The sequence below is a fragment of the Streptomyces sp. NBC_00510 genome (assembly GCA_036013505.1).
In the GTDB taxonomy this organism is placed as follows: Bacteria; Actinomycetota; Actinomycetes; order Streptomycetales; family Streptomycetaceae; genus Actinacidiphila.
Genome location: CP107851.1, coordinates 6125249 through 6143171, shown reverse-complemented (window position 1 = coordinate 6143171; position 17923 = coordinate 6125249). Strand labels below are relative to the sequence as shown.

Sequence of the window (17923 nt, the reverse complement as noted above, 5' to 3'; positions counted from 1 at the left end):
GCGGCCCCTCCCGGGAACGGGCCACGCCACCTATCCTGCCGAAAACGGGCAACTCGCCCGGGGGGACGGGTGGGGGGGGGCCGCCATGCGCGTGTCGTCCGGGCAACTCCTGGGTGCGGCATGGCTGGTCGCCGTGCTGCTCGCCGCCTGCTCGCCGGGCGCGGGCGGCACGGGCAGCAGCGCCGCCGGCCCGGACGCCTCACCCGCCACGCACGACGCGGTCTTCCTGGACCAGGGGGAGTGCGCGGCCGGCGACCCGGTGGGCTCCTACCGGGAGGTGGCGTGCTCGGGCCCGGGCGCCCGGGCCCGGGTCGTCGGCCGGCTGTACGGGCTGCTGCCCGCCTCGCCGTCGCCCGCTCCCCCGCCCACCCCGCGGGCCGGCGACCGCTGCCCGCCGACCACGGACTTCCTGCTCACCGTCACCGCCGCCCGTCTCCAGGGGTACGCCTGCATGCGCAACCTGAAGGCCCCGCACCCAGGGGATCCCGGCGGGGGCGGCGGGCCCCGGACGATCGCGGGCGACTGCGTCTACGGCTCCCGGAGGGGACAGGTGAAGGAGACGCCCTGCGACGGTTCGGGGCCGCACGCCCCGCAGTTCCGGGTCGTGGAGCTGGCCCGCGACCGCCGGTCCTGCCCCCAGGGGACGGCGCTGTACGTCGGGGTGGGCGGCGGGCCGGCGGGCGTGGGATGCGCCCGCCGGCTCTGACACCCGATCAGAAGGGCAGCCGGCCGGCGGCCTCGGTGCTCCGGTCGAGCTTGGCGTCGTAGGCCGCCAGCGGCTTGGCCGCCTCAGGGTCGGCACGTACGGCCGCGGGGGCGACCCCGGCCCACTCCAGCACCTCAGCGGTGGCCTTCGCCTTGTCGGCCGCGCCCAGCGCGCCGATGACCGCGCCGTGGTTGGCGCCGGGCGCCCACATCACGTACGAGTCGTGCGCCCCCCGCGAGAGGCGGAACGGTTCGGCTCCCCACGGGTCGTTCCGGCCGTAGACGAAGAGCATGCGCTCGGCGTGGTGGCGCACCCAGGTGTCGACGTCGTGCATCGCGCGGGGCTGGAAGCGCATCGGGATGGAACGCGGCACGTAGGAACGCGGCTGGTAGATCCCGGGGTAGCGCAGCAGGCCCTTCAGGTGCGGGGTCGCGAAGGTCGGAGCGCCGAGCTGCGTGCCCGCCTGGTAGTAGTACGGCGTGTAGTACTCCAGGCCCTGGTCGGTGTAGAAGTCGAAGCCGGAGACGGAGTCGACGAAGGAGTAGAGGGCGTCCGTGGTGGCGGTCGCCGCGGGCACGTCCGCGCATTCCGACTGCTGGTGGTACTGCCAGAAGGCCCACACCAGGTCCAGCACCACGTTCTCGTACGCCTTGTCCGCGCTGCCGACGGTGGTGAAGGTCAGCCCGTTGTCGGCGGCGTACTGCTGGTAGCGGGCGACGATCACGCCGCGGCGGACGAGTGCCTCGCGCTGCACGGCGTTCAGCCGCGCCCGGCAGTCGGCGGTGCCGACGGTGCGGAAGAAGCGGGTGTAGGCGGAGTCCTCGTCGTCGACCACGTCGTTGGGGGCGACGTAGGCGACGGTGCCGGCCATGTCGTGCGGGTAGAAGCGGCGGTAGTACGTGGCCGTCATGCCGCCCTTGCTGGCGCCGGTGGCGAGCCAGTTCTCGGCGTAGATCCGGCTCAGCGCCCGGTGGATGCGGTGCTGGTCGCTGGCGGCCTGCCAGATGTCGAGCTTCGACCAGTCGGCGGGGGCGGGACGGGACGGGGTGAAGAAGCGGTACTCCATGGAGACCTGGTTGCCGTCCACGATCTGCGTCGGCTCGCGGCGGGAGGGGGTCGTGGAGAGACCGTAGCCGGAGGTGTAGAAGACGGTGGGCCGGTCGGTCCCCTTGTGCAGCACGGTGATCCGCTGCTGGAACGTCCCCTTGGACGGGTGCCGGTGGTCCACCGGCTGCGTGTAGTTGAGGACGAAGAAGCGGTATCCGGTGACCGGCTTCTCCTCGATCAGGCTCATCCCGGGTATCGCCAGGATGCGGTCCTTGATGTCCGGCTCGTCAGCGGTCGCGGTGGCGACTCCACCGCCGGCGGTGCCTATGAGCAACACCAGCGCCAGCAGCCATCTGAGCGCGTTGCGCATGCCCCCTCCTTCGGGGTTCGACGGGCGTCGCCCGTGAACCTATGAGGAGGAAGTGGTCCGCCGCCAGGGGGCGTTGGGCAAAGAGCGGCGGCCCGGACCACCGGGGGTCCGGGCCGCGGGAGCGCCAAGGGAGGGCCTAGGCGACGGCCTCGCTGCTCTCGTCCTCGCCGACGAAGGTGCGCCACAGCTCGGCGTAGCGGCCGTCGGCGGCGAGGAGCTGCTCGTGCGTGCCGTCCTCGACGACCCGGCCGTGGTCGAGGAGGACGACCCGGTCGGCGCGGGCGGCGGTGGTCAGCCGGTGGGCGACGACCAGGGTGGTGCGGCGTACGGCGAGCCGGTCGGCGGCCCGGTTGACCAGGGCCTCGGTGGCCAGGTCCAGGGCGGCCGTCGCCTCGTCGAGCAGCAGGACGTCGGGGTCGACCAGCTCGGCGCGGGCCAGGGCGATCAACTGCCGCTGTCCGGCGGAGAGGTTGCGGCCCCGCTCGGAGACCGAGTGCAGGTAGCCGCCGTCCAGCGTGGCGATCATGTCGTGGGCGCCGACGGCCCGGGCCGCGGCCTCGACCTCGGCGTCGGTGGCGTCCATCCGCCCGTAGGCGATGGCGTCGCGGACCGTCCCCTCGAAGAGGTAGGCCTCCTGCGGGACGACGCCGAGCCGCTGCCGGTAGCCGGTCAGGTCGAGCTCGCGGATGTCCTGGCCGTCGACGAGGACCGCGCCCGAGGTCGGGTCGTAGAACCGGGCCACCATCTTGACCAGGGTCGACTTGCCCGCGCCCGTCTCGCCGACGAAGGCCACCGTCTGGCCCGCGGGGATCCGCAGGTCGATCCCGGACAGCGCCTCGGCGCCCTCCTCGGTGTAGCGGAAGTGCACGTCGCGGAAGGCGATCTCGCCGCGCAGCCGGCCGACGCTGCGCGGGGACCCGGCGGGCGGGGTGGCGGTCGGCGTGCGGAGCAGTTCGCGGATGCGGCCCAGGGACACCGACGCCTGCTGGTAGCCGTCGAAGACCTGGGAGAGCTGCTGCACGGGCGAGAAGAACAGGTCGATGTAGAGCAGGTAGGCCACCAGGGCGCCTGCGGTGAGCGTGCCCGCGCCGACCCGGTGGGCGCCGACGATCAGCACCAGGGCGGCGGCGACGCTGGACAGCAGCTGCACGAAGGGGAAGTACACCGAGATCAGCCACTGCCCGCGCACACGCGCCTGCCGGTAGGCGTCGCTGCGGTCGGCGAAGCGCTCGGCGCCGCCGCGCTCGCCCCGGAAGGCCTGCACGACGCGGAGTCCGGCGACGTGCTCCTGCAGGTCCGCGTTGACGACGCTGACCCGCTCCCGGGCCAGCTCGTAGGCCTTCACGGACTTGCGGCGGAAGACCCAGGTGGCGACGAAGAGCACCGGCAGGGTGGCGAAGACGATCAGCGCCAGCTGGACGTCGATCACCAGCAGCGCGACCAGGATGCCGAGGAAGGTGAGCACGCTGACCAGCGCGGTGACCAGTCCGGTCTGCAGGAACGTCGACAGCGCGTCGACGTCGGTCGTCATCCGGGTCATGATGCGGCCGCTCAGCTCGCGCTCGTAGTAGTCGAGCCCGAGCCGGTGCAGGTGGGAGAAGATCTTCACCCGGAGCGTGTAGAGCACGCGCTCGCCGGTACGGCCGGTCAGGCGCGTGGAGCCCCACTGCGCGCCCCACTGCGCGGCGACCACGGCGAGTCCCAGCAACGAGGCGGCCCAGACGGCGCCGAGCGCGGCCTGCCGCACACCGGAGTCGATGCCGTGCCGGATCAGGACCGGCAGCAGCAGCCCGGCCAGCGCGTCGACGGCGACGAACAGCAGGCTGAGCAGCAGGGGGCCACGGAAGCCGCGCAGCAGACTGCGCAGGCCGAAGTCCTTCTCGACGGAGGCCGCCCGGTCCTCGTCGACGTCCGGGGTGTCCAGGGCCGGGGGCAGCGCCGCCACCTGCGCGAGCAGCTCGGGGGTGGCGGGCATCCCGGCCATGGCCGAGGCCATGCCGCCCGGGCCGCCGCGCGTGGCGGCCGGGGAGGGCGCCGACTGCGTCCGCCCGGTGTCCTCGTCTCGGTGCCGGCGGTCCTGCGGCCACAGGGCCGCCGTCACGCCGCCCTCCGCGGGCGCCTCGGCGGCGGGACGTGCCGCCGGGGCCGCGATCGCGCCCTCGCCGGGCCACTCGGTCAGCGGCACGACCTCGCCCGCGGGGTCGTGCGTGACGACGTCCGAGCCGAGCTCGTCGGGGTCGGTGAGCAGCCGCCGGTACAGCGGGCAGCGGGCCTCCAGCTCCTCGTGGGTGCCCACGTCGACCAGCCGGCCGGCCTCCAGCACGGCGATCCGGTCGGCGAGGGCGAGGGTGGAGCGCCGGTGGGCGATGAGCAGGGTCGTGCGGCCCGCCATCACCTCGCGCAGCGCGTCGTGGATCTCGGCCTCGACGCGGGCGTCCACGGCGGAGGTCGCGTCGTCGAGGACGAGCAGCCGCGGGTCGGTGAGGATGGCGCGGGCCAGGGCGACGCGCTGGCGCTGGCCGCCGGAGAGGGTCAGTCCCTGCTCGCCGACGACGGTGCCGTACCCCTCGGGCAGGGCGCTGATGAACTCGTCCGCCTGGGCGTGCCGGGTCGCGGTGAGGATCTGCTCGTCGGTGGCGTCGGGGTGGCCGTAGGCGATGTTGGCGCGGACGGTGTCGGAGAACAGGAAGCTGTCCTCCGGGACGAGCCCTATGGCGTCGCGCAGGGAGTCGAAGGTCAGGTCGCGCACGTCCCGGCCGCCGACGCGGACGGCGCCGCCGGTCACGTCGTAGAAGCGCGGCAGCAGCAGCGAGACGGTCGACTTGCCGCTGCCGGAGGCGCCGACGACGGCGACGGTCTCGCCGGGCTCGACGGTGAGCGAGAAGTCGTCCAGCACGGGACGGGTGCGGTCGTAGCCGAAGCTGACGTGATCGAACTCGACGGTGGCCGGGGCCTCGCGGGGCAGCTGCCCGGCGCCCTCCTCCAGGCTGGGCCGGGTGTCGATGAGCTCGGTGACGCGCTCGACCCCGGCCCTGGCCTGCTGGCCGACGGTGAGCATCATCGTGAGCATGCGCACCGGGCCGGTCAGCTGGGCGAGGTAGGTCGAGAACGCGACGAAGGTGCCCAGGGTGATCTGGCCCTTCACGGCCATCCAGCCGCCGAGCGCCAGCATGCCGACCTGCCCGAGCGAGGGCACCGCCTGGAGCGCGGGGCCGTAGCGCGCGTTGAACCTGATGGTGCGCAGCCGTCCGGCGAAGAGCCGCTCGCTGACCGAGCGCAGCTTGGACATCTCCTGCTGCTCCTGGCCGAAGCCCTTCACGACGCGGACGCCGGTCACCGAGCCGTCCACGATCCCGGCGACGGCGGCGGCCTGGCCCTGGGCGTACCAGGTGGCGGGGAAGAGCCGCTTGCGGCTGCGGTCGGCCAGGAACCACAGGGCGGGCGCGACGGCGAGGGCGATCAGGGTCAGCATCGGCGAGAGCACGAACATCACGACGATCGACAGGACGAAGAGCAGGACGTTGCCGATCATCATGGGCGCCATGAAGAGCAGGCCCTGGATGAGCTGCAGGTCACTGGTGGCCCGGCCGACGACCTGGCCGGTGTTGAGCTCGTCCTGGCGCGCGCCGTCCAGCCGGGTGAGCGAGTGGAACATGTCCGTGCGCATGTCGTGCTGCACGTCGAGGGCGAGCCTGCCGCCGTAGAAGCGCCGCAGGAACGTCATCAGGTAGACCACGACCGCGGCGGCGATCAGCACGGCCGCCCAGGGGGCGAGCGGCTTGTCGTGCTTGACGATGACGTCGTCGATGATCAACTTGGGGACGAGCGGCACGAGGGCCATCACGGCCATGCCGGCGAGGGAGGAACCGAGCGCGAGGCCCACGTTCCCCCGGTAACGCCAGCAGTACCCCATCAGCCGCCGCAGCCACCCCTCGGCCCTCACGGCCTCGCCGGCCTTCGCTTCGTCGTCCTTCGCCGCCACCCGGTGTCCTCCCGTCCCGTCCTTTTCGCCGGAGGATCACAACGCCCTGGAGTGCGGATTTCATCCTCCCGCAACAAAACTACGACCAGGGTCCGACAGCGCTCGGTCGGAGGTCTCGGGACAAAGCCCGCCGAAACGTTTCCCCCTCTCTCGGCCGGGACCGGGCGCCGGTTCACCCCAGGTGCGTCGGCGCGAACATCCGCAGCAGCGCGGGGAGCACGACCACGGAGGGGCCGGGCGCCGCGAGGGCGTCCGCGAGGTCGTCCCGGAGCCGCTCGGGGCTCGTACGGACCGCCGGGACGCCGAAGGCCCCGGCGAGTGCGACGAAGTCCGGCCGGGCCAGCTCGGTGCCGGTGGCCTCGCCGAAGGCGTCCGTCATGTACTCGCGCAGGATGCCGTAGCCGCCGTCGTCGACGATCAGCCAGGTGACGGGCAGGCCGTACTGCCGGGCCGTGGCGAGCTCGGCGATGGAGTACATCGCGCCGCCGTCGCCCGACACGGCCAGCACGGGCCGGGCGCGGTCCGCGGCGGCCGCGCCCAGCGCGGCGGGGAAGCCGTAGCCGAGGCCGCCGGCGCCCTGGGCGGAGTGCATCGGGCCGGGCCAGGCGGACCAGGCCCAGTAGGCGAGGATCGTCATGTCCCAGAAGCTGGGGGCGTCCTCGGGGAGGGCGTCCCGCACGGCGGCGAGGACGCGCTGCTCCAGACCGAGGTCCTGGCCGTCGAGGCGCTCCCGGACCCGTTCCAGCAGGGCCGCCACCGCCTCGGGCGCGCCCGCGTCGCGGCGCTCGTCCACGGCCGCGGCGAGCGCGCCGAGGGCGAGCCGGGCGTCGGCGTGGATGCCGAGCGCCGGGTGGTTGGACTCCAGCTTGCCGAGGTCGGCCTCGACCTGGATCACCCGGCCGCGCGGGCGGAAGGTGTGGTAGTTCGAGGAGAGCTCGCCCAGCCCGGAGCCGACGACCAGCAGGACGTCGGCCTCCTCCAGGAAGTCGGTGGTGTACCGGTCCTCCAGCCAGCTCCGCAGCGACAGCGGGTGTTCCCACGGGAAGGCCCCCTTGCCGCCGAAGGTGCAGGCGACCGGGGCGTCGAGCCGCTCGGCGAGGGCGCGCAGTTCGGCCTCGGCCCCCGAGCGCGCGACGCCGCCGCCTGCCAGCACGACCGGCCGCTCGGCGCGGGACAGCAGCGCCGCCGCCTCGGCGATCAGCTCGGCGCGAGGGCGCAGCGGCCGGGGCCCGGCCGCCAGCTCCCCGACCGGCGGCACCGTGACGGGGGCGAGCAGCACGTCCTGCGGGATCTCCACCCACACCGGCCCGTACGGCGCGGTCAGCGCCGACTCCCAGGCGGCGGCGAGGGCCGAGGGGATCTGGGACGCGGTGCGGACGGTGTGCACCGACTTGACGATGTCGCGGAAGGACGCCTTCTGGTCGGCGAGTTCGTGCAGGTAGCCGTGGCGGCCGCCGCCGAGCCCGGCGACCGGCACCTGGCTGCCGATGGCGATGACCGGCGCCGAGGCGGCGGCCGACTCCTGCAGCGCGGCGAGCGTCATCAGCGCGCCGGGGCCGGTGGAGACCAGCAGCGGCGCGGCGCCGCCCGTGACGCGGGCGTACGCGTCCGCGGCGAAGCCCGCGTTGTTCTCCACCCGCAGGCCCAGGTAGTCCAGCTTCGAGCGCCGCAGCGCGTCGAAGGCGCCCAGCGCGTGCTGCCCGGGCAGGCCGAAGACCGTCGTCGCGCCGAGCGCCGTCAGGGATTCGACGACGAGGTCGCCGCCGTTGCGCCCGCTCATGCGCGGCCGGCCGCGATCTGCCGGGTCATGATCGTGGTCAGCTCGTACGCGGTGTGGGAGGCCGCGACGCTGGTGATCTCGGCGTGGTCGTAGGCGGGGGCGACCTCGACGACGTCGGCGGAGATCAGGTGGCAGGAGGCCAGGCCCCGCAGGATCTCCAGCAGCTCGCGGGAGGTGATGCCGCCGGCCTCGGGGGTGCCGGTGCCGGGGGCGTGGGCCGGGTCGAGGACGTCGATGTCGATGGAGATGTACAGCGGGCGGTCGCCGATGCGCTCGCGCAGCTGCTGGGCGACCTCGTCGGCGCCGCGCCGGTAGACGTCGGCGGAGGTGACGATGCCGAAGCCCATCTTCTCGTCGTCGGTGAGGTCCTGCTTGCCGTACAGCGGGCCGCGGGTGCCGACGTGGGAGAGCGCGGAGGTGTCGAGGACGCCTTCCTCCACGGCCCGCCGGAACGGGGTGCCGTGGGTGTACTCGGCCCCGAAGTAGGTGTCCCAGGTGTCGAGGTGGGCGTCGAAGTGGAGCAGGGCGACCGGGCCGTGCTTGCGGGCCATGGCGCGCAGCAGGGGCAGCGAGATGGTGTGGTCGCCGCCGAGGGTCATCAGGCGGGCGCCGGTGTCGAGCAGGTCGTCGGCGGCGGCCTGGATGGACTCGACGGCCTCGTTGATGTTGAACGGGTTGGCGGCGATGTCACCGGCGTCCGCGACCTGGGCGAGCGCGAAGGGCGAGGCGTCCTGCGCCGGGTTGTACGGGCGCAGCAGACGGGAGGCCTCGCGGATCGCGTTGCCGCCGAAGCGGGCGCCGGGGCGGTAGGAGACGCCCGCGTCGAAGGGCACGCCGACCACGGCGACGTCGGTGGTGCCGACCTCGTCGAGGCGCGGGAGCCGCGCGAACGTGGCGGGACCGGCGTACCGCGGGGTGCGGGAGGAGTCGATGGGGCCGCGCGGTTCGGTGCTGCTCATGGGTAACTGCCTTCTTTCATGCGCTTCGTTGCGCTCTGCTCGCTTTGTGACTTTATCCGACCGGGACGGTCCCCTCGGCGGCCGGGACGGGGGTCCGTCCGGCCAGCCGCTCCCGCCAGGCCGCCAGCACGGCGGCGTCGGTCGGCTTGGTGGCGAGGCTCACCGCGACGTAGACGACGAGGGAGGCCAGCAGGCCGTAGTAGACCGGCTCGTTGGCCAGGATGCCCTTCCAGACCATCAGGCCCACGACGGCCAGGCCGCCGACGGCCACCGAGGCGAGGGCGCCCGCCGCGGTGCCGCGCCGCCACAGCAGACCGCCGAGGATCGGCACCAGCAGCCCGCCGACGAGCAGGTTGTACGCCACGGTCAGCGCCTCGACGACGTTGTTCAGCGCGATGGCGGTGACGATGACGACCACGCCCATGATCAGGATGAAGACGCGGTTGCCCGAGACCTCGTCGTGCGCGCCCTCCTCGCCGTCCCGCCCGCGGCCGACCACGCCGCGCAGCCGCGACCAGATGTCGTTGTTGGCCACGGTGGCGCAGGCGATCAGCGCGCCGGAGGAGGTGGACATCACCGCGGAGAGCGCGGCGGCCAGCACCAGGCCGCGCACGCCCACCGGCAGCGCGTCCTTGACGATGGTGGCGAAGGCGTCGTCGGCCGCGGCCAGGTTCGGGTACAGCACCTTGGCGGCGGTGCCGATGACGGCGCCGGCGATCGCGTAGACCAGGCAGTAGACGCCTGCGACGGTGCCGCCGAGCTTGGCGATCCTGTCGCTGCGGGCGGTGAACACGCGCTGCCAGATGTCCTGGCCGATGAGCATGCCGAAGGTGTAGATCAGCACGTAGGTGAAGATCGTCTGCCCGCCGATGCCCAGGGGCGCGAAGTACTCGCTCGGCAGCTGCGCCTTCATCTCCGCGAAGCCGCCCGCCTTGATCACCGCGATCGGCAGCAGCAGGACCAGCACGCCGAGGGTCTTGACCACGAACTGCACCATGTCGGTGAGCGTGATCGACCACATGCCGCCCAGCGTGGAGTACGCCACCACGACGGCGCCGCCCAGGATGATCGCCAGGGTGCGGTCCATCCCGAACAGGACGTCGAAGATCGTCGCGTAGGCGATCGTCGAGGTCACCGCGAGCATCAGCGTGTACGCCCACATGACGACGCCGGAGATGACGCCGGCCGAGCCGCCGTAGCGCAGGTCGAGCATCTCCGAGACGGTGTAGACCTTCAGGCGGGCGATGCGGGCCGAGAAGAAGGCGCTCAGCGCCAGCAGGCCGAGGCCGATGGTGAAGACCATCCAGGCGCCGGACAGGCCGTACTGGTAGCCGAGGCCGACGCCGCCGATGGTGGAGGCGCCGCCGAGGACGATCGCGGCCATGGTGCCGGAGTACATCGACGGGCCCAGCCTGCGGCCGGCGACCAGGAACTCGCTCTTGGACCTGGCGCGGCGCATGCCCCACCAGCCCACGGCGAGCATGCCGGCCAGATAGCCGATGATCACGGCGTAGTCGACGGCCATGAGCCCTCCTCCATCGGTCGCGCGGGCGGAGCCGCGGGCTTTCCTTTGCGGTGACGATAGGTGGCCGGGAAGAAGCGCTGAAGTGTACGTTTCATCCATCGCACCCGGTCCGTATGGAGGAAACGCACATGACTCCCCCGCGTCAGGACCTGGCGCCGCTCACGCCGCCGATCCCGCTCGCCACCCTGCTCGCCCTGCCCGACCTCGGGCTGCGCCAGGTCGCGGGACCGTCCGCGGCCGACCGGGACGTCCGCGTCCAGTGGGTGCACACCAGCGAGATGGAGGACCCCTTCCCGTACCTGCTCGGCGGGGAGCTGCTGCTGACCGCGGGGGTGCACTTCGCGTCGGCGGCGGGCGCCGGCGCCTACCTGGACCGCTACGTGGCCCGCACGGTCGAGGCGGAGGCGGCGGCGCTCGGCTTCGGTCTCGCCCCGGTGCACGACGAGACCCCGGCGGCGCTGGTCGCCGCCTGCGACCGGCACGGCCTGCCGCTGGTGGAGGTGCCGCCGCGGACCCCCTTCACCGCGGTCGCGCGGGCCGTCTGGCAGGCCATGGGCGAGGCCCGGGTCCGTGAGCTGCGGCACGTCACCGAGGCACAGCAGGCGCTCGCCGCGGCCGCCGGGCGCCCGGACCCCGTGCCCTCGGTGCTGCGCAGGCTCGCCGGCCGCCTGGGCGCGTGGGCCGCGCTGATCGCCCCGGACGGTTCCGAGGTGTACGCGGCGGGCACCGCCCCGGACCCGGAGGCGCGTGCGGCGGCGGTACGGCTGGCCGGGGTGGTCCTGCCGGCGCCGGACGCGCACGCGCCCTCCTCGGCGACCGACACCCACGGCGGGACGCGTCTGTCGGCGTACGCGCTGGCCGGCGGCACCCCGAGCGAGCGGCCGGCGCTCGTCCTGGTCACGGGCCGCCCCGATCCGGGCGACCACGCGGTCGCCAACGTCGCCGCGGTCCTGCTCTCCCTGCTCACCGGCCCGCACCTGGGCAGCGCGGAGGCGGGCCGGTCGGCGGCGCTGGTGCGGCTGCTGCTGGGCGCGGAGCCGCAGGAGGCGGCCCCGCTGCTGGGGCCGGAGTCCCGCTGGGCCGTCGTGCACGCCCGCAGGCGCGGCGGGCCGGCCGGACCGCTGGCGGCCGCCGCCCTCGGCACGGCGCTGGGCACCGCGCTGATCGAGCCGGGCGACACCGTCGTACGCCTGCTCCTGCCGGCCGGCCGCGAGGTGACCGCCCAGCCGGGGTGGACCCTCGGGGTGAGCGGCCCGGTCGCCGTGGCCGCCCTCGTCACCGGGGACGGCCAGGCCGCGGGCGCGCTGCGTCGGGCGGTCGCCACCCGTGCGCCGCTGGTGATCCATCGCGGAGCCGGCCCCGGCATGAGCGGACTGGTCACCCCGGACGACGCCCGGTCCAGGGCACGGGAGCTGCTGGCGCCGGTGGCGGACTCGCCCGCCCTGGTGGAGACGCTGCGCACCTGGATCGGCCTGCACGGGAGCTGGGACCGTACGGCCGTCGCCCTGGAGGTGCACCGCAACACCGTGCGCCAGCGCATCGGGCGCGCGGCGGCCCTGCTGGAGGCAGACCTGGACGACCCGGACGTACGCATGGAGCTGTGGTTCGCGCTGCGCTGGCTGTGAACCCGTGCACCCCGCCGCGGCGGGCTTTCTGACGTCCCGGCAGGAGGTAACGGACCGGCGTCGATCGGCGGCCCTCCGCACGCACGTCCGACAGCAGGCGACAATGGGGGTCATGCTGCCCCATGTCACCGTGCCGTCCCGCAAGGCCCTCGCCGACCACCTCGTACGCACGCGCATCGCGGGCGACGTCGCCACCCCCCGCGAGAACAACCGCTCCCACTACCGCAGACTCGCCGAGGGCGACCGCCACTACTGGTTCGGCCTGGAGTTCGGCGAGCGCTGGACGGACGAGGAGGCGGTGCTGGCGGTCATGGCCGAGCGCTGCGGGGTCGTGGCCGACCCCGGGTACCTCATGGGGCAGGACACCATCGACCCCGAGCTGACGATCAGCGCCCTGGACCGGGCCGCCCGGATGCTCTGCAAGGCCGTGGAGGGCGGGCAGCGGGTGCTGTTCGCCACCGGCCACCCCGGCGGTCTGCTGGACGTCCACCGCACCCTGGCCGCGGCCGTGCGGGCCGCCGGCGCCGAGGTCGTCGCGATCCCCGGGGGGCTGTCCACCGACGAGGGCGGCGTCTTCCAGTTCTGCGACGTGGCCATGCTGGAGCGCGGCGCCACGCTGTGGCACACCCACTCCCCCGGCCCGATGGCGGCGGTCCTCGACGCGCTGACCGCACAGGGCCGGCCGCTGCCCGACCTGGTCGTCGCCGACCACGGCTGGGCGGGGTGCGCCGGACAGCGCGGCATCGACGCGATCGGCTTCGCGGACTGCAACGACCCGGCCCTCTTCCTCGCCGAGGCGGAGGGCACGGTCTCGGTGACCGTCCCGCTGGACGACCACGTCACCGACCCGCGCCACTACGACGCGATGACCGCCTATCTGCTGGACGCGGCGGGCCTGACCGGCTCCGCATGACAGGGGGCCACGCCCCCGAGGGGGCGTGGCCCGCCACTCCCGACGGGCCCCGGGCCGCCGTCTTCCGGCGACCCGGGGCCCGATGTCGACAGGCCGGGGCCTTCGCCCCCGCCCTTGGTCCGCGACATGAGAACCCCCGTTCCCCGTGAGCCCCCGTTTTCCCCCGTGGGCCCCCGTTTCCCCCGTCGACCGACGGGCACGGCCGCCCGGACATGCGACCCGGCGGCGTGCTCGTTACGATCGCCGTCGATTCTTCCGGTCCGGCGCCGCCGGTGGATCAACCCCGGGATGGAGTTCGCAGTCCACCCTCGGGTGGAGTGGAAGGCCGTCCGGAGAAAGGCGCGGGATCGTGATACGGGTCGTGATCGTCGACGACGAGACACTGGTGAGGACCGCCCTGCGGCGCATCCTGGAGTCCGCGGGCGACATCGGGGTGGTCGCGGACTGCGACAGCCGCGCGGCACTGGCCGCCGTCCGCGCGCGCAAGCCCGACCTGGTGCTCCTGGACACGGTGATGCCGGAACCCGACGGGCTGACCGTGCTGCGGGCCGTACGGGCGCTGCCCGATCCGCCGGCCGTCGCGATGCTCACCGGATTCGACACCAGCGCCCACATCACCGCCGCCATGCGCGCGGGCGCGACCGGCTTCCTGCTCAAGGACACGGCGGTCGCCACCCTCATCGACGCCGTCCGCGTGCTCGCCTCCGGCGGGACGGTCTTCACGCCCACCGTCAGCCGCGCCGTGGTCGACGGCTACCTGGGCACGGCCGACGCGCAGGAGGCCGACCCCGCCAGGGCGCCCCTGGACCGGCTGACCGGACGGGAGCGGGAGGTGCTGCTGCTGGTCGCCGGGGGCCTGTCGAACCTGGAGATCGCCGAGCGGCTGCACATCACCGTCGCCACGGTGAAGGACCACGTCCGCGCCCTGCTGCGCAAGCTCGACGCGCCGAACCGGGTGTCGCTGGCGATCCTGGCGCACCGGGCCGGGCTCTCGCCGGGGAGCGCCGCGTGAGACTCCCCCGGGCCGCCGTCGACGGGTGCCTGGTCGCCGTCGCGGCGACCGAGGCCTGGGCGACCCGTTCCCTGGGCGGTCCCCTCGCGCTGTCGGCGGCGTACGTGGCCGCCGGCGCCCTCGCGCTGCGCCGCCGGCTGCCGTTGACGGTGCTGCTGGCGACGCTGCCCGCCCTGTCGCTGGGCTATGTGTGGCTGGCCCCCATGGCCGCGCTGTACACGATCGCCGCCGACGGCGGCGCCCTGACCGTGGCCCGCGCCCGGCGGCGGCTGCGACGGGGGCCGCCGCCGCTCCCCGGCCGGAGGCGGATCCCGCCGCCCATGGTGGTGTCGCTGGGCAGCGCGGCAGCCGTCGCCTTTGTGTCGTTCTTCCCCTGGCCGTGGATCGGGGAGGTCGACTGGGCCCCCGCGGCGACCGTGCTCGCGGTGCTGTTGTCGGCGCTGCTGGCCGTGGCCCCGACGGCGCTGGGGCTGCTCGCCGCCTCACGCCGTGAACTCGCGGCGAGACTCGCCGAGCTGGCGGAGAGCCGGGAGCGGGAACGGCGGCTGGCCGCGGAACGGGCGGTGGTGCGGGAGCGCACCCGGCTCGCGCGGGAGATGCACGACACCGTGGCCCACCACATCAGTCTGATCGCCGTGCAGTCGGGCGCCCTGGAGGCGACCGCCCGGGGCGAGGAGGCGCGGGCCGCCGCCGGTACGGTGCGGCAGCTCAGCCGCGACGCCCTGGACGAACTGCGGCACATGGTGGGGCTGTTGCGGATGTCGGTGACGGTGGGCGGCGAGGACGCCGGCCCGGGCCTCGCGGACCTGCCCACGCTCCTCGCCGCGGCCGGGCCGCAGGTGCACGGCGACCTCACCGCCCTGGGCCGGCCCGGGTGCCCGCCGCCGGTGCAGCACGCGGCGTACCGCACCGTGCAGGAGGCCCTGACCAACGTGCGCAAGCACGCTCCCGGCGCGCGCACCGAGGTGGCCGTGCGGCTCGCCGCCGACGCGCTGCACGTCGCGGTGCGCAACGCGCCGTGCGGCGGGGACGCGCCCGGCCCGGCGCTGCCGTCCGGCGGCCACGGCCTCACCGGGCTGCGTGAGCGCGCCGCCCAGCTGGGCGGCACCCTGGACGCGGGTCCGGAGCCGGACGGCGGCTTCCTGGTGCGGGCGACACTGCCGCTGGACGCGGACCGGTGACGGTGACCCGGCGGCTCAGTCCCGCGGTACGCGGACCACGCCCTCCTGGATGACGGAGACGGCGAGCCGCCCGTCCTGGGTGTAGATGCGCGCGGTGCCGAGCCCGCGCCCGCCGGAGGCGGAGGGACTCTGCTGGTCGTACAGCAGCCATTCGTCGGCGCGGAACGGCCGGTGGAACCACATGGCGTGGTCCAGGCTGGCGCCCACCACGTCGCCGACCGCCCAGCCGCCGCGCCCGTGGGCGAGCAGCACGGAGTCCAGCAGCGTCATGTCCGACACATAGGTGGCGAGGCAGACGTGGAGCAGCGGGTCGTCGGCGAGCTTCCCGTTGGTACGGAACCACACCTGGGAGCGGGGCTCACGCGGTCCGGCCCCGGCGGCGAGGAAGGGCGGGGCGTCGACGTAGCGCAGGTCGACGGCGGCGCGGGCCTCCAGGAGGCGGTCCACGACCGAGGGGTCGGGGAACCGGTCCTTGTGCGGCCGCAGCAGTTCCTCGCCGGTGGGCAGGCTCTCCGGGTCGGGTGCCGGCGGCATCGGCTCCTGGTGCTCCAGCCCGTCCTCGTACGTCTGGAAGGACGCGGACAGGTGGAAGATCGGCTGCCCGTGCTGCACCGCGACCACCCGGCGGGTGGTGAAGGAGCGGCCGTCGCGGATGCGGTCGACCTGGTAGACGATCGGCGCGCCCGGGTCGCCCATGCGCAGGAAGTAGGCGTGCAGGGAGTGGGCGTCGCGTCCTTCCGGGACCGTGCGCCCCGCCGCGACCAGCGCCTGTGCGGCGACCTGGCCCCCGAAGACGCGGGGGACGACGGCGGGGCGGCTGGCGCCGCGGAAGATGTCCTGCTCGATCCGCTCGAGGTCGAGGAGGTCGAGCAGGGACTGCAGTGCGTGGTTGGTCACGTGTGTCTCTCGGGGTCGGCGGACCGTCCGGTCACAGCCCCATCGACTTGGCGATGATCGACTTCATGACCTCGCTGGTGCCGCCGTAGATACGGTGCACGCGGTTGTCCGCGTACAGGCGGGCGATCGGGTACTCCAGCATGTAGCCGTAGCCACCGTGCAGTTGGAGGCAGCGGTCGATGACCTTGGCCGCGGTCTCGGTGCAGAAGAGCTTGGCGCGCGCGGCGTCGGCGGCGGTGAAGTCGCCGAGCTCGTGGGCCTCCAGGGCGCGGTCGACGACGGCCTGCATGGCGTCGACGTCGGAGGCGCACTCGGCGAGCACGAACTTGGTGTTCTGGAACTCGGCGACGCTCTTGCCGAAGACCTTGCGGTCGCGCACGTACTGGGCCGCGAAGCGGACGGCGGCGTCGGCCTGGGCGTAGGAGCCGAAGGCGATCGCGAGGCGCTCGACCGGCAGGTTGTGGGCGAGGTAGGAGAAGGCCTTGCCCTCCTCGCCGAGCAGGTCCTCGACGGGGACCTTGACGTCGGTGAAGGACAGCTCCGCGGTGTCGGAGGTGCGCAGGCCGATCTTCTCCAGCTTGCGGCCGACGGCGTAGCCCTCGCTCGTGGTGTCGACCGCGAGGATCGACAGACCTCGGCGGCGGTCCTCCGGGGTGGCCGGCGAGGTGCGGCAGACGACCAGCACGCGGTCGGCGACCACGCCGCCGGTGATGAAGGTCTTGGCGCCGTTGAGGACGTAGTGGGTGCCGTCCTCGGAGAGCTTCGCGGTGGTGGTCATGCCGGCCAGGTCGGAGCCGGTGCCGGGCTCGGTCATGGCGATGGCGGTCATCATGTCGCCGCTGATGAAGTCGGGCAGCCAGCGCTTCTTCTGCTCCTCGTTCGCGAACTCGAGGAGGTACGGGAGCACCAGGCCGGTGTGCACGCCGCTGCTGCCGAAGCTGACGCCCGCGCGGGCGCACTCCTCGGTCACCACGGCGCTGAACTTCCAGCCCGTGATGCCGGCGCCGCCGTACTCCTCGGGCACCTCGATGCCGAAGATGCCCAGCTCGCCCAGGCGCCGGTAGAAGTCGCGGGGCGGGTACCCCGCCTCCTCCCACTCGGGGTAGACGGGCACGACCTCGTTGGCGATGAAGTCCCGGATCGTCTCCCGGAAGGCCTCGTGGTCCTCGTTGAATACCGTGCGACGCACTTGGCGCCTCCTCTGCACACTGGGCGATAAGCAAGCGCTCAGTAAGTTACTTCCCGGTTGTGCGCGCTGTCCAGAGCGGCGAAGGCGCCCAGGGCCAGCCGGTGCAGCAGCACGGCGGTCGCCGCGCGGCCGGGCAGCCCCCCGTGCGGGCCGAGGTGCGGGGTGGAGTTGAGCAGGCCGAAGACGGCGTGCACGGCCGCGCGGACCTCGGGCTCGGCCGCCCCCGGGTGGACCTCGCGGACGACCGTGACCCACTGCTCGACGTACTGGCGCTGCAGCTGGCGCACGAGCTTGCGGTCGGAGTCGCGGAGCCGGTCCAGTTCGCGGTCGTGGAGGGTGATCAGCGCCCGGTCGTCCAGGGCGAAGTCGATGTGCCCGCGGACCAGGGCGTCCAGCGCGGCGGCCGCGCCGTCGGCCTCCGCCACCCGCATGCGTCCCGCGGAGTGCAGCCGGCCGCTGATCCCGACGAGCAGCTCGGCGAGCATCGCGTCCTTGCCCGCGAAGTGCCGGTACAGCCCGGGGCCGCTGATGCCGACGGCCGCCCCTATCTCGTCCACGCCGACCCCGTGGAACCCGCGCTCGGCGAAGAGCCGCGCGGCCTCCCTCAGGATCTGGTCGCGCCTGCCGCTGGCCGCCTTGGCCGCCGTCCTCGTGGGCTCCACACCGCACCTTTCCGCGAGGCGTCCGGTCTGCGGATGCCCCCGCGATCTCATCGTCCTACCATTCTAGACAGCCGT

13 protein-coding genes are annotated in these 17923 nt (G+C 74.0%); 5 read left to right on the top strand and 8 right to left on the bottom strand.

Annotation, left to right across the window (positions count from 1 at the left end):
- The first annotated feature begins 85 nt into the window (after positions 1-85).
- The gene (locus OG937_27750; GenBank protein ID WUD75216.1) at positions 86-706 is read left to right on the top strand and encodes a hypothetical protein; all 621 of its coding nucleotides are present in this window, start codon (positions 86-88) and stop codon (positions 704-706) included.
- Between the two features lie 7 nt (positions 707-713).
- On the opposite strand, the gene OG937_27745 is transcribed toward OG937_27750, so the two are convergent.
- From OG937_27745 to OG937_27725, 5 genes are all read right to left on the bottom strand, one after another.
- A complete protein-coding gene (locus tag OG937_27745) occupies positions 714-2123 on the bottom strand; it encodes an aminopeptidase (protein ID WUD75215.1) in 1410 nt (469 codons plus the stop codon).
- Between the two features lie 136 nt (positions 2124-2259).
- Complete coding sequence (locus OG937_27740; GenBank protein ID WUD78905.1) at positions 2260-6036, bottom strand: ABC transporter ATP-binding protein/permease; 3777 nt, start codon at positions 6034-6036, stop codon at positions 2260-2262.
- Positions 6037-6277: 241 nt separating this feature from the next.
- A complete protein-coding gene (locus tag OG937_27735) occupies positions 6278-7885 on the bottom strand; it encodes a thiamine pyrophosphate-binding protein (GenBank protein ID WUD75214.1) in 1608 nt (535 codons plus the stop codon).
- Positions 7882-8844: an agmatinase gene (gene speB / locus OG937_27730; protein WUD75213.1), complete on the bottom strand. Its 963-nt coding sequence runs from the start codon at positions 8842-8844 to the stop codon at positions 7882-7884. Before speB ends, OG937_27735 begins: the two co-directional genes overlap by 4 nt.
- Positions 8845-8896: 52 nt before the next feature.
- Positions 8897-10369 (bottom strand): sodium:solute symporter, encoded by a 1473-nt coding sequence (locus OG937_27725; GenBank protein WUD75212.1) that lies wholly within the window; start codon positions 10367-10369, stop codon positions 8897-8899.
- Between the two features lie 128 nt (positions 10370-10497).
- On the opposite strand from OG937_27725, the gene OG937_27720 reads away from it, so the two are divergent.
- From OG937_27720 to OG937_27705, 4 genes are all read left to right on the top strand, one after another.
- A complete protein-coding gene (locus OG937_27720) occupies positions 10498-11994 on the top strand; it encodes a PucR family transcriptional regulator (protein WUD75211.1) in 1497 nt (498 codons plus the stop codon).
- A 103-nt stretch (positions 11995-12097) separates the two neighbouring features.
- The gene (locus OG937_27715) at positions 12098-12907 is read left to right on the top strand and encodes a phosphatase (GenBank protein WUD75210.1); all 810 of its coding nucleotides are present in this window, start codon (positions 12098-12100) and stop codon (positions 12905-12907) included.
- Between the two features lie 349 nt (positions 12908-13256).
- Positions 13257-13919: a response regulator transcription factor gene (locus tag OG937_27710; protein ID WUD75209.1), complete on the top strand. Its 663-nt coding sequence runs from the start codon at positions 13257-13259 to the stop codon at positions 13917-13919.
- Positions 13916-15100 (top strand): histidine kinase, encoded by a 1185-nt coding sequence (locus tag OG937_27705; protein ID WUD75208.1) that lies wholly within the window; start codon positions 13916-13918, stop codon positions 15098-15100. The genes OG937_27710 and OG937_27705 overlap by 4 nt, the downstream gene beginning before the upstream one ends.
- 15 nt (positions 15101-15115) lie before the next feature.
- On the opposite strand, the gene OG937_27700 is transcribed toward OG937_27705, so the two are convergent.
- Genes OG937_27700 through OG937_27690 form a run of 3 tightly spaced genes read right to left on the bottom strand, consistent with a single transcriptional unit; the run spans position 15116 to position 17848 of the window.
- Positions 15116-15997 carry an acyl-CoA thioesterase II gene (locus OG937_27700; GenBank protein ID WUD75207.1) on the bottom strand — a complete coding sequence of 294 codons (882 nt, stop codon included), beginning with the start codon at positions 15995-15997 and terminating at the stop codon, positions 15116-15118.
- A 31-nt stretch (positions 15998-16028) separates the two neighbouring features.
- The gene (locus tag OG937_27695) at positions 16029-17186 is read right to left on the bottom strand and encodes an acyl-CoA dehydrogenase family protein (GenBank protein ID WUD75206.1); all 1158 of its coding nucleotides are present in this window, start codon (positions 17184-17186) and stop codon (positions 16029-16031) included.
- Positions 17187-17224: 38 nt separating this feature from the next.
- Positions 17225-17848, bottom strand: coding sequence for a TetR/AcrR family transcriptional regulator (locus OG937_27690; protein ID WUD75205.1), 624 nt, complete (start codon positions 17846-17848; stop codon positions 17225-17227).
- Between the last annotated feature and the right edge of the window lie 75 nt (positions 17849-17923).

What these genes read in the sequence shown, in the direction of transcription:
- OG937_27745 (WUD75215.1), bottom strand. Translation starts at nt 2,123, where the DNA reads ATGCGCAACGCGCTCAGATGGCTGCTGGCGCTGGTGTTGCTCATAGGC.
- OG937_27740 (WUD78905.1), bottom strand. Translation starts at nt 6,036, where the DNA reads ATGGGGTACTGCTGGCGTTACCGGGGGAACGTGGGCCTCGCGCTCGGT.
- OG937_27725 (WUD75212.1), bottom strand. Translation starts at nt 10,369, where the DNA reads ATGGCCGTCGACTACGCCGTGATCATCGGCTATCTGGCCGGCATGCTC.
- speB (WUD75213.1), bottom strand. Translation starts at nt 8,844, where the DNA reads ATGAGCAGCACCGAACCGCGCGGCCCCATCGACTCCTCCCGCACCCCG.
- OG937_27750 (WUD75216.1), top strand. Translation starts at nt 86, where the DNA reads ATGCGCGTGTCGTCCGGGCAACTCCTGGGTGCGGCATGGCTGGTCGCC.
- OG937_27720 (WUD75211.1), top strand. Translation starts at nt 10,498, where the DNA reads ATGACTCCCCCGCGTCAGGACCTGGCGCCGCTCACGCCGCCGATCCCG.
- OG937_27715 (WUD75210.1), top strand. Translation starts at nt 12,098, where the DNA reads ATGGGGGTCATGCTGCCCCATGTCACCGTGCCGTCCCGCAAGGCCCTC.
- OG937_27735 (WUD75214.1), bottom strand. Translation starts at nt 7,885, where the DNA reads ATGAGCGGGCGCAACGGCGGCGACCTCGTCGTCGAATCCCTGACGGCG.